The organism is Corynebacterium sp. 13CS0277, assembly GCF_002994655.1.
In the GTDB taxonomy this organism is placed as follows: domain Bacteria; phylum Actinomycetota; class Actinomycetes; order Mycobacteriales; family Mycobacteriaceae; genus Corynebacterium.
Window position 1 is genome coordinate 1 of sequence record NZ_PPDL01000036.1, and the last position, 12,840, is coordinate 12,840.

Consider the following 12,840-nt stretch of genomic DNA (forward strand, 5'->3'; position numbering starts at 1 on the left):
TCGGCGGTATGCCGGTAGGGTGGTTGCTGCAGGTTTTTGTTTCTGGTTTTGTTTCACACCTCTACTTGTAAACAGAAACCTGCTTTTTGTGTCTTAGGACACGCCGGGGGACTTTCCTAACACGGCCTAGTCGCCCGGGCTGCGACCCCGGGGTGAAGCGCATCAAGGTCACCCCGGCGGCGCGCATACTCCCTTGCCGGATGTCGGCTTTTCTTCACGGCCCGGCCCACCACATGGTGTTCGTGTGGCGGGCCGGGCCGTGAGCTATCCGTGGGGCAGCTGCATGCGGGCCGGCCGTGTCGGCAAGGGCGCGCCTTGTTGGCCCAGGTACGTGCCGCCCGCGCCGCCTCGCCGCCGTACGCCGTGGGGGACGAGCTTATGGGCTGGGGCGCGCATTGGCGAGCAGGCGACGCAGCTCACGCTCAAGGGGGAAACGCGAGCAGAGGCGCGCCAGCAATGGCACGAAACACGGCAGACCAGAGATGGCAGGCCAGGGGCCGGTGGAGAAGGAATCCGCGGCACGAGGCACCAACCGAAGGGGTATCACAAGGAGCCCAGGAGTCCAGGAGTCCAGGGCGTCGGGGGAGGAATTCAGGGCGTCGGGGAAGGAGCTCAGGGGCGGTGAGTGAAGAACCCAAAGGACTGGTGGGGAAAGCGTCTGTGGGGCGAGTGCTGCGGGCGGCGACGGGGTGCCCGGTATCGGCGCGGCCAGGACCGGGTTAAGCCGCGCAGGAGCTGCCGCGGGCGAGGCGCTCCGCGCCGGAGCCGGCAGGTGCGGGATGATCGCGACCCCAAAGCCAATGAGGCCGATGAGTATGCGCACGGGCGTATTGCTGGTGCGCTGCGGTAGCTACCCCCACTTGCACCCCCAATCGGGGGCTGCATGTGACCTACCACGCGTGATGTGGGATACACTATCGGCCAAACATTTTTGAGGTCACAGCATGCATGTGCTGTCACCATACACACCACACACGCACACACATCACGCACACGAAGGAGCCGCCATGTGGACCACGACGTTGTCGTCCCTCGCAGCGCTGACTGACCCCACCACCGGGTATGGGGGTGCCTGATGACCATGAATAACCAGGCCCGTTTGCGGCGGCTGATTACCGGCTCGATCTTCACGAACTTCGGCGACTCTGTTCTCTTCGTCGGCTTCATGGCGTGGGCAACCACTGTGGGTGGTTCTGCGACGTATGGCGCGATCTGCAGCTGGCTCGTCTTCGCCCCTCGCCTCTTGGGCCCACTGTATGGCGCATTCGCTGATCGTCACGAGCCCGGCAAGATCATTGGCGTGGCCAGCATCCTGCTGGCCACGGTGCTGGGGGCCTTCGCCTACGCGTTCACTCTGGACGAAACAGCCCTCATGATCCTGCTGTGCTGTGGTGCCTACGGCGTGGTCGGCTCGTTCTTTGATCCTGCGCTGGCCGGGTTGATTCCCCGCATGTTTGGCCAGGAAGAGGAGGTGCTCCTCAAGGTCCAGGGCACTGTGTCGACAGTGAACCAAACGTTCCAGCTGTTCATCCCCTTCGTGGGTGCCTTGATGTTCAAGCACTTGGGCGGCACTGTGGCGTTGGCGATTACTGCGGCAGCTTTCGTCATCGGCGGCATCATTATGTGGGGCCTGCGGTTGCCGGTGAAGCCGGGTGCCGCGCAGGTCACTGCGGATTCCGCGACCGGCGCTGCGGGTGCGGAACCTGTGGGTGTGGCATCCGGGGGAACAGCTCCTGCTGCCGCCGGCGGTGCGGAGCCTGTAGAGCACCCGCACTCCGCGGAAGCCGCGACCGAAGCTGATGCCGCGGTCGCCGATGAGGAGGCGCGACCCTACATGAGTGTGTGGCGGAAGTCGCTCACCGGCTGGGGTCTTGTGTGGCGGCTGCCGAAGCTCCGCATCCACGTCGTCATCGCCATGTGCGTCATGGGTGTCGTCGGTGCCCTGGAGGCAGGCGCCCTCGGCTTCATCACCGACGACCTGGGCGTGGATCCCGAGTGGATTGGCTACATGCTTGGCATGCAGGGAATCGGTGTGGTGGCCGGTATGGCGGTGTGTATCCGAGCGGCCCGCAAGACGAGCCTGCTCACCCTGGAAGTTGTCGGCATCATCGCCACCGGTGCGGTGCTGTTCCTCGTGGCACCGGGCAAAATCTGGTTGGCGGCCCCCGTGCCGATCATCGTCGGTTTCTGCTTCGGTATTTACGTCATCGCCTACAGCGTCTCGCTGCAGATGAACGCTCCCCTGGAGGACATCTCCCTGGTGCGTGGTTCAGCCCAGTCGTTGGTGCTCACCGGTCAGGCAGTGGTGATCCTGGGTGGGACTGCTCTCCTGCCGTTGGTGGGTGGCCGGATGCTAATCCTGGGTGTGGCGACCTGCCTCATCATCATTGGTCTCGTCGCTGGCTTTGCAACTCGTGCCCAGCGCGCCGAGGAGAAAGCGGCGAAGCGCGCCGTCAAGGATGAGGCTTCCGCACAACCCGAGACTCCCGAAGAAACCGAAGAGAACCCGCAAGCCGGGGCGGCACACGCTGAGGAAGGCTCGCGCGCCTAGGGAGGCACACATGCGGCGATGCAGCAGCGGCTCTCCGCCGAAGCTGATCCTGCAACGCGTACCGAAGCTGAGGACGCTGCACACGCGAATACCAGAAGGCTGCCGGGGCCTGCGCCCCGCCGGCGGCATTCATGAGCCGGCAGTCGCGACACCTTCCCAGGGTGCCTCAGCGGCCGCTGCTATCGGCGGCGCAACAGTAGACACGCTTGGTGCCCAGCTGAAAATCGGCGAGGGCGCGTAGACAACCCCGGGGCCGAACCCGCTGCCGCGGAAATGGTGCGCACTATCTCGTGGCGCTCAACGTCACCCGCCGACCTCGCGAATAGCAACGACACCCACCCTCACGAAACAAGGGTTTCGTCATAGTGACAACTCGCGATGGGGAATGAGGCGGCACCAAAAGAGCGTCCATCGCCGTTATGTGGCGGGCGGGGCGCCCCAGGGTGGGTGTGGAGTTCGGGGCGGTATCCAGAAGGGTTGGTGGGCTGTGTAGGTAAGCGGTCGATTGGGGCGCTTGTGAAATAGGAAGGCGTAAGCAGGGGTGGAGGCGGGCGACCATGGCGTCTCCGGGTAAGGCGTAGGTTGGAGGTTGATCACCCTGACGTTGCGCCATGCGTCAGATGCGTGCGCCGTGCGGGTGATGATGGTGTACATGTGACAGCAGTAAAGAGTAATTGTGAGCAATCCCACGTTCGCGGGGATTGATAGGTTCGGCCTACCCGCCATCAGTCGCACCTGAGGGATCGGCACCAAAGCTGAGAGTCCTCTAAGAACCTGCAGATAATTTGCAGCACTGCCTGGGGGTATGTCGAGTGGTCGAGGTGTGTAATGTCTGTTTGTGAGGTCCTATGCATAGGCCTAATACATGGCGGATTCACCATTAGGGCAGCGTAGTCCTGGCACCACGTCCGCTACCCTGCCGTCGCCTGCATGAAATTCATGTAGGGGCCAGGAGAAAAAATGCTCCAGTGAGGGGGCTGCTGGGGTAACCCGTTCGGGCCACCTGATCGCTTACTGGTTTCTTAATGCATTCTCAGCTTCCGGGCCAAATCATCGGACTAACCCTATGGGTCGCGGTAGGCATGGCGCTCTAGCCAGGACTAAGGCAAGCGCGACGCGCCAAAAAAGCCCAAAAAACCTGAGAAACCGCTGAGTCGTTGGTTTGGAACGCCCTGTGTGCGGGGGTAGAGTATCTGTGAATACCGATAGGAGTTGAATTCGTGGCGCACACATCTAGCCGCACCCACCGAGGAGGCCGTGGTCCATCCACGGCAGTCGGTGCTGTGCACCTCAGTAAAACGCTCTACGCAGCGTTCGCCCTCGCAGCCGTCTTGCTGCTGGGGCTGGCTCTCGTACTCGTGCCTCAGGCACGTGCGTACATCCCGGTCACTGTGCCGCAGGCTCAGGTGGGCGACGCGCCTACTCTGACCGTGGAAATGACGCACAGCCCGGCCCAGGTTGATAAGGGGCAGTCGGTGACGTACACCGGCAAGTTCAACGCGACCTCGACCTCGACTGCTGCAGGCAAGGTCAAGATTGCCGTCACGCAGGATTCTAAGGCCCCGTTTGACAGCGTTCCGAGCACTGGTGATTTGTCTGTGAGCGGCGGCAATGTTGTCGGCGTGACCCAGGCTGATGGTGATCCGAATACGTGGATCTACACCGTTGACGTCTCCAACGCTAGTGACTTCAGCGCCACCTTCACGAAGACCGCAACGGTCAGCGACAAGGCTGAGCCGGGCGCTGTCATCATGGCTGCTGGATCCATGTCGTACGAGCCCGCGTCCAAGAAGCTGGAGCCGGCTGAGCTTGAGCGTCGCCTTGAGAATAATGGCGACGTCTGTACTGGTTCGGCGGTGTTCAAGGGCGCTCTGAAGCAGTCTTCGGATGGTGCATGGCTGGTGGACATTAAGTTCGCCTATGACCCCTCCAAGGTGACCTACGACCCGCTTCCGGACAACTTCATGACCGGTGGCGACGCCCGCAACTCCATCTCCTTCGAAGGCATTCCGGCCGAGTGGGAAGAGAAGATTAAGTCCGGTGCGGTCATCAACCGCAACGATGGTTCTGCCCCGCTGTACGCGACCGATCCCCAGATTTCTCAGAATGGTTTGACCTGGCTCGACTCCATTAACTGGAAGTATGATCCGAAGGTCTGGACCGGCGAGGACTCTTGGGTCCCTGCCGGTGGTGCCATCACCATCAAGCGTGGTTACACCTACCGCAACTGCGCTAACAACATCGCAACTGACGGCGATCCGAGCCGTCTGAAGGCGATGGGTGTGCAGTTCACCTTTGGTCGTGCAGATGTTACGACTTCTGAGTCCACCACTGACGCTTTTGTGCTTCCCGGCGGCGGCAAGCCGGTGACCCCTGGTGACTGGTGTGAAGACATTTACTACACCAACAGCTCCTCTGGTGGCGACCCGCTGACCAAGCCTGTCGGCAAGATTCACGTGGAGGATGGCTACGCCGATACTGCAGACAACGACTACGTCTCTCGTCTGACCACGTCTTCCGGCGGTATTGCGATGTCTGCTCAGCAGCCTGGCTGGATTTACTACCTTCAGGGCACGACCCTGAAGCGCTACGCAGTGAAGCAGACTGCAACTGCTCCGGCAGGCACCATCGAGTCTGTGGGTGACATTACCTCGAAGCCGGGTGACGCCCCCCTCGCATTCGATCCTGATGGTTACCTGTGGTTCGCAACGACCGACGGCAAGATGTCTCGCTGGAACAACGATGCTAGCGGCGCCCCGACCGGTACTGCAGTTCAGATGGGTCAGGCTTACCAGGAAGGTCTGGGCAGCATTCTGGACATTGCGTTCCTGGGTGACGGTCAGCTCGTGACTGCAGTGCACAAGAAGCCCACGACTACGATTAAGTATTTCGATACGGACAAGATTCTCGCGGGCGAACGTGTCAACGGAACGACGTATGGTACCGCAAACGTCCCTTATCGACCGTTCGGCATCGCTTTCGGTAACGACGGAAAGCTCTACTTCGCCCCCGGTAAGACCGCTAACGCGCCGGGCAAGGACCTGATGGTCATTGAGAAGGAAGGCACGACGGCGAAGTACGTCGACTACGCTCCGGCTGCCTACCGTCCGGCTGGCTACCTTGACCTGGCTTCGTGCTCCTATGGTGAGCCGGTCAAGCCGATGGGCGGCTTCAAGGTTCAGAAGTCTGCCGTTGACCCGATCACTGGTGCAATCCTGGCGCCGGGTACTGCTTCCCCCAACAAGGCGAAGATTGCTGCCGACGGTTCCGTCACTGTGAAGTATGCAATCAACGTCGCCAACATTGGTGCTACTGCCGGCGACCCGGGTGCAATCACCGATTCCTTTACGGCTCCGGATGCCTTCGACGTAGTCTCTGTTTCGGCTACTTCCGCAGGTCAGCCGGTGAACGGTTTCAGCAAGGACAATATGGTCCTGAACCCCGGCAATCTTGACGGTGGCTCGGTGAAGTCCTACATCGTCACTGTGAAGCTCAAGGCGAAGTCCCTCAAGGACGCGCAGAACGCAAACGGTGAGTGTGAATCCATGGGCAATGGTGCCTCGAACGGCGGTTTCTTCAACAAGGTTGATATGACCGGCGATAAGGACGGTTCGGCCAATAACGAGGCGTGTATCCCGTTTGAGAATCCGCCGACGGCTCACGTCAAGCTGATCAAGAAGATCGTTGACGAGAAGGGTAACGAGATCAATGATCCGGCGAAGCTGGCTCAGTTCAACCTGGTGACCGCTGGTTACGACGTTGAAACCGGTGCTCCGCTGTCCGCAGCCGACGGTGATGCCGGCGCTGACGGTGTTGCTGTTGATACCGATGTTGCTCCGGGTCGTTACGTCCTTGGTGAGAACGTCAACTTTGATCCGGCTGCGAACCCCGAGGGTGGCCGTTACTACCAGAACACTCAGTGGGAGTGCGACGGCGTGACCCTGGAAGCTAACGGTAAGGAGTTCGTCCTTCCTGAAAACGGCAACGCAACGTGCACCGTGGTGAACACGTATGTGACTCCGAAGGTTCACATCGAGAAGTTCGCGAACTCTCCGGTGGCTGATACCGGCAACCACGTTGGTGAGAAGGTCACCCTGGATAAGGAGACTGGTAAGGGCGAGTTGGTCTTCAAGATCGTCGTCACTAACGACTCCAAGTTCGCTGCTGATTCTGGCAAGGTGACCGATAAGTTTGTCCTGCCGGAGGGCCTGCTGTCCGATGGCGATGTCAAGGTCGAGTTCGTCTCGGCTGGCGGCAATGCGACTCGTGTGGGCGGTAAGGAGTCCTACCCCTACGCCGAGTTCTCCGCTGGTGAGGGTGCTGTCCTTGCTGATTCCGTGAAGAACCTTGGTCCGGCCGAGTCCAACTCGAAGGATGCTGCGTTCGTGATCACCATTCCGGTGAAGACGGATGATTCTCCTGCCGAGGATGGTAAGACCAAATTCCAGGCTAATGCTGAGACTCTTGGTGAGTGTGCCCCGACTGAAGAGCGCCCGGGCGATGGTCCCGTTGTGACCGACAAGTCCAAGGGTGTTGTCAACGAGACGTTCCTCGTTGATGAGAATGGCGACTACGTTGAGAATGAGTCTGTTGTCTCTGAGGACAACGTGGCATGTATTCCGGTTGAGAAGCCGGACGTTCCCGCCGAGTGGAAGCTGAAGAAGAACCCTGCCTCGCCTGAGGGTGGTTCTGAGACCACTGGTCAGAAGGTCGTCATGACTGAGGTCACCAAGGACGGTGTCGCAGGCTACGAGGCCGTAGCGACCTACACGGTGACGGCCACCAACGTTGGCCAAGAAGCCTCTACTCAGCCCGCCATCGAGGATGCTCCGCAGCTTCCGGCGAACTTCACCATCACTGGTGTGAAGTTCGGTAAGGTCGGCGAGGAGCTGGCTCCTGCTGAGCTGAGCAACGGCACCTTCGCTATCCCGGCAACCGCCGAGAAGATCGAGCCGAATGGCACCGTGGTGTACACCGTGGAGGTCACTGGCTTCGTGTCGCTGGCTGATGCGGCGACCATGAAGTGGGAGACCACTGTTGGTGCCACGGGCAACGATGTTCAGCCTGGTGCTGGTGAGTGCCTGGATAAGGACGGCAAGCTCGTTCCGGGTACTGGTTTCTACAACAAGGTGACCATGGGTGACGACAAGGACGGCGAGGATAACAATGACTCGTGTGTCCCGGTTGTTCCCCCGGCTGTGCGTGTTGTCGTGGAGAAGACTGACCAGGGCGGTAAGCAGCGTCTGGAGGGCGCCGAGTTCACCCTGTACAAGGCTGTGAAGGAAAACGGTTCCCCGAACTTCACCAAGGGTGAGGTGATTGCTGCCCCGCTGCCGAAGTTGGACGCAGCCACCAAGGCTGAGCTCGCTCCGGGTTCTCTGGCTGAAGGTGACGACGACTTCACGGGTCTGTACGTCACTCCGAAGCTGAACGCCGGCGAGTACTACTACATCCAGGAGACGAAGTCCCCTGGTGGTAAAGATGAGAAGTACTCCTTGCTTCCCGAGCCGGTGCTGTTCAAGGTTGGCTCCGGTGGTGTGGTCGTCCCGGTGAACTCCGTGGGTGATCCGGCTGGTAAGGCCTGTGTGTCCGGTGAAGGCAACTGCCCGGCTGAGGGTGTGCTCGCTCTAGATGACACCTTCTTCTTCACCGCCGGCAAGATCAACGTTCACGATCCTCGAGCTGGTGAGCTTCCGAAGGCTGGTGGCATCGGTCACTGGACTTTGTCCGGTGGTGCTGCGGTGCTGATTATGATCAGCCTGTTCGCGATGTTCCGTACTGGCGGCCAGCGTCGTAAGGCCTAAGGCTTTGCGGCTGGTCTGAGCTGAGAGTCCTGGTTTGGTGCTGGGACTCTTGGTGGGAGCCCGTGCTTCTTTGCCCCTTGTGTGGGGCGGGGGCACGGGCTCTGCCGCGTTTGGCGGGCATGACGCGGGGCCGCCTGTATCGGGTCCCGGGCACGTATAGTGCCGGGGCACCCCGGGGTCCGGTGTCGCCCCAGCACCCGTCGTTCCTGTCGTGCGCAGGCCCGTTCTGCCGCCGGCGTGCGGTTCGATGTGGCCCCGTGGTGCGAGCAGCCTCGGGGCGCTGCATGCGCAAACAGTCGTTTTCCTCGACACGCAGCCTCTCGTGCCGCTCAACAGCTTGAGGATTTTCAATGACGACGAGGCGATAGGCCCTACCAACCACCCGGAATTGGCGCTACCAACTACGCGGACCACCCCTACCAACTACACCGATTTCACACTGGCACCCTTCCTACGGTGCGTCGTCGTCACCGGGGTACCGGTGTTCCGTTGCTGGCACGCTCATCATGCCTGCGGCCCAGTCCCCCTCGTGTGGGGTGGACTGGGCCGCAGGCGTTGTGGGTGGTGATTGGTGGGTGGTGCTTGATGTGGGCCGAGTTTTTCAACTCTGGAGGGCTTTAGATGTCGCTGTTCTCCAGGGCCCAGAGGCGGGCGAAGGTCCCTTGTGCCTGGAACAGCTCGCTCGGTGATCCTTCTTCAACGACCTTCCCGTCATTCATGACAATGATGTGGTCGCAGCGGGCGGCCATGAACATGCGGTGAGTCACGAGCACGACCGTGCGGGGTCGCGCCCCAGCGGCAGCTGTGTCGCCGTCGTACGGCTCCTCAGCTGTGCTGGTGGGATGCCCCGATTTCTTCGGCTGCGGGGCGCTGCTGGCATCCCCGGTGTTGTGTGTCGTGGCGTCTGCCCCGCGGAGGCTCAACAGCTGATCGAGGAGTGCCTTTTCTGCGAAGGCGTCCAGTGCACTCGTCGGCTCGTCGAGAACAATGACCGGGGTATCAGCAAACAGCGCACGAGCGTGGGCGATGCGCTGCCATTGGCCGCCCGAGTAGTCGCCCTCCTCAGGCAGATCAGCCGCCCCTGCGAGGCTCAGCGCGTGGCGCACACGCTCCGGGGTGGTGTCGGAGTCCCGCTTGTCGGGGTTGCCTGCATACACGTTGGCGGCCAGCCCTAATGGCAGGTGCACAGGGAATTGAGCCACCACGCTGGAGTCTGCGGGGTCGATATGCGGCAGCCCTTGCCCCCGCATCCCGAGGATGATGTCGGTGAGTGTGGTCTTCCCGGAGCCGTTGCGCCCCACGATCGCCGTGGTCTTTCCCAAAGGGATTCGTGCGCTGATGTCCTGCAGGGCAGCTCGTCGTTCAGGCAGCAGGGCAGGTGCGCCCGCTGTGGCCTGTGCTTCCTCCTCGGCTGCCCCTGCGTCCTCCGCCGCAACGCTGGCTGCGCTGCCCGGGGCACCATCACGCTCCTCGCTGGCAGCGCCATCAGCATCGGAAGAGTCAGCAGCTGCGTCGTCGTCGGCTTCGTGCCCGGGGTAGCTGTAGGTGAGATGTTCGTAGACAAGCGCTGCATCGGTGCTCTCGGCGGATCCTCCGGATGCTGCCGTGTGCCCGCCGAGTGCAGCCGCTGTGTCTGCAGCTGGCTGTTCGCCACTCACCGTTGCGTCGCGCCCAGTGGTGGCCGTGGGGTGGTCTGCGGTGGCGCGCTCCAGGGCGCGGATGTGGCGCACCTGGGTGGTGCCCCGCACCAACTGCAGCCACGTCGTGGACACAGTGCGCATGAGGCCCTTCAACTGGCCGGCCAGCATCACCGCGGCAACGAACTTCCCCGGATCCTCCGCCACGACGTACAGCACCCCCACGACGGCGAGCGCGTAGACAGCACTTGCCGCCGTATCGAGGGCGTTCGTGGCGAACTGGGCGCGGGTGCGGGCGGCAGCCCATTCGTGGGCGGCACTCCCCAGGCGGCGGGCGACGACGCCCGCCGCGTCAGCTTGGTGGAGCTCCCTGCGGGCGGTGTCGGCCCGCAGGGTATGCAGCCAGCGCCGCAGGAGGGTTTCCGGCCCGTGGGCGGCGGCTTGTGCCGCCATTTCGAGCTTTTGGTAGCGGCCCATCACCAGCAGGTGGAGCCCGCCGACGGGGACCAAGAGCAGTACCCGCCAGTCGACAGCCAGTGCCGCGCCGACGGTGGCGATACTGACGATGATCGGCCCCATTGCTGTGACGGTGGCGGCGTAGGCATCACCCAGGACACCTTGGCGGCTGGCCGCCAAGGACAATGCCTGCTGCACGTCCTCGTCGTCCACATCATCAAGGGTGGGAAGCCCCATGATGCCGCGGGCGATACGCAGGTTGCTTTCGTGCGCGACGGCATCGGTGAGTTGTAATTCCAACACTCCGGCGACAGCGGTGACGGCGAAGCCACAGCCCGCCAGCGCGGTGAACCCCAGGAGGGCGTAGCCGACCGTGTCCCAGTGGCCGGCAATCGCCGCCGTCGTGGCGATCCCCGCGAGCAGGGGCGCGCAGGCGGCTGCTGCTTGGTAGAGCCACACGATGGGCAGGGTGGCGCTGCGCCAGCGGCTGGCGTGCCAGCCCATGGCCAGCAGGTAGCGGATATCGCTCAGCATGCCGGGTCTCCTTCCGCCAGCGGGGTGTGCTGTGGGTGCTCGGCCTCAGCGGGGTGAGGTGTTGCGGTGCGGGTGCGGCGCTGCGTCTCGTAGAGAGCGAAATACACTCCTTGCGCCGCCATGAGCTCCTCGTGGGTGCCGTCCTCGGCGACGCGGCCGCCGTCGATGACGAGGATCCTGTCGGCGGCCCGGGCTGCCGACAGGCGGTGCGTAATCATGATGCGGGTCATGCCCTGAAACTCGCGGAGGCTGTCGTAGAGCGCCATCTCCGCGTCGAGATCCAAGTTGCTGGCCGGCTCATCCAGCACCAGCACATCACTGTCTGCGACCTGGGTGCGGGCGCGCGCCAGGAACAGGGTTTGCTTCTGCCCGCCCGACAGGCCCCGCCCGCCGGCAAGGTCCGGGTCAACGATCGTGTCGATGCCCTGGGGGAGAGTTGCCACGAAGTGGTTGCCGGGCGCGGCCGCGAGCGCGGCCTGCACCTCCGCCGCTGAGGCGGTGAAAGAGATGTTGTCCCGGGCGGTGCCCGGGAACACGGTGGGGTATTGGTGCATGAGCACCAGCCGGCCGCCCACACGCACCGATCCTGCAGTGGGGGTGAGGAAGCCGGCCAGTAGGCCGGCGAGGGTGGATTTGCCGGCCCCGTTGGGGCCCACGATGGCGACGAGTTCCCCGGGGTGGATGGTCACCCCCAGCCCGGACAGCACCTGGCGGGCGTCCTCGCCTGGGTGCGGTGCCGGGTAGTGGAAGGACACATCGCGCACGGCGATGGCCCCCGGTGGGAGGGAATCAGCCTGCGGGGCACTGCCTGCGCCCGCGGTGTCGGTGTCGTCGTGATCTTCGCTTGTGGTGGCTTGCAGCTCCCCGAGGTGGCGAGCCACCTCCCCGCAGCGCCCCATCACGTGGCCAACATTGCCCACGACATGCATCTGCACCAGGGCGAAACACACCGCACTCAACTGGCCCGGATCCATCCGCCCGGAGGCGGTTTCCTGCCAGGCGACCACACAGGCCACGCCGATACTCACCAGGATGAGCGCACCCGCGATGCTGTGCATGCGCACCAGCCGCCACCCATTGCGGCGGGCAAGCGCACTTACAGAGCTTGTGGCCTCCGCGTAGAGCTTGAGCAGCCAGGACTGCCAGGCAAAGATCCTTATTTCGCGCTGCGCACTTTTGCCGGTGATGACCTCCCAGAGGCGGCTCGACTGGTAGGCGGAGGAAGCCAAGTCCTGGTGTTGCTTGCTGAACGTGGCCAGGGAGGTCGCCACCACCACGAAGGAGCACAGCACTAGCACCGTGCTGAGGACCCCCACCCACGGTTGCCACAGGGCCACCACGATGCCCAGCGCAACAGTCTTCGTCAGTGTCGCCGCTGCGGAGTAGAAGTACGCTGGCCCGTCAATCTGTACCCAGTGCAACGCATCCGCGTGAAGCGCATCGCTCACCCCTGTGCGCGTGGTGGCCTGCGCGCCAATTCGTGTCAGGCGCGCGGCACCCGTACCGCGTGTGACGAGGTTGGCGCAGTGGTCGCCGAAGCCATCCACAACAGCCAATGCCACAGAAATACCGCCAACGATCAGTGCCGCCCGGAGCGCGGCGGAAGTGGAGTACCCCTGGCTGAGGCGCTGCACTTCGATGCCTAGAGCCCAGGGGCCCGCAAAAGCCAGGGCCGCTGAAGCAGCAAGCGCGAGCAGCGCCCCAAGGGAAGCGAGGGGAGCAGAGGGTTGTGTCCCTTAGAGTGGTGTAACAGGATCCCCGCAGGTGGCGTGCCCAAGCACAAAAACGGCCACCGCTGACCCATAGCCCTTCGTCATAGTTTGCAGACCAACACGAAAGGAGCCAGCGATGACCGCTG

The 12,840-nt window shown here is 62.9% G+C and carries 5 protein-coding genes; 2 read left to right on the forward strand and 3 right to left on the reverse strand.

From position 1 onward, the window contains the following. Positions 1-1,075 precede the first annotated feature (1,075 nt). Complete coding sequence (locus tag C1Y63_RS11860; protein WP_106016666.1) at positions 1,076-2,551, forward strand: MFS transporter; 1,476 nt, start codon at positions 1,076-1,078, stop codon at positions 2,549-2,551. Between the two features lie 1,402 nt (positions 2,552-3,953). On the opposite strand, the gene C1Y63_RS12785 is transcribed toward C1Y63_RS11860, so the two are convergent. Beyond that, complete coding sequence (locus C1Y63_RS12785; protein WP_158256168.1) at positions 3,954-4,097, reverse strand: hypothetical protein; 144 nt, start codon at positions 4,095-4,097, stop codon at positions 3,954-3,956. Between the two features lie 736 nt (positions 4,098-4,833). Here C1Y63_RS12785 and C1Y63_RS11865 point away from each other — a divergent pair. Beyond that, the gene (locus C1Y63_RS11865) at positions 4,834-8,355 is read left to right on the forward strand and encodes a SpaA isopeptide-forming pilin-related protein (protein WP_146128957.1); all 3,522 of its coding nucleotides are present in this window, start codon (positions 4,834-4,836) and stop codon (positions 8,353-8,355) included. A gap of 617 nt (positions 8,356-8,972) precedes the next feature. On the opposite strand, the gene C1Y63_RS11870 is transcribed toward C1Y63_RS11865, so the two are convergent. Continuing rightward, a complete protein-coding gene (locus C1Y63_RS11870) occupies positions 8,973-10,982 on the reverse strand; it encodes an ATP-binding cassette domain-containing protein (protein ID WP_106016668.1) in 2,010 nt (669 codons plus the stop codon). Further along, complete coding sequence (locus C1Y63_RS11875; RefSeq protein WP_106016669.1) at positions 10,976-12,616, reverse strand: ABC transporter ATP-binding protein; 1,641 nt, start codon at positions 12,614-12,616, stop codon at positions 10,976-10,978. Before C1Y63_RS11875 ends, C1Y63_RS11870 begins: the two co-directional genes overlap by 7 nt. Positions 12,617-12,840: the final 224 nt, after the last annotated feature.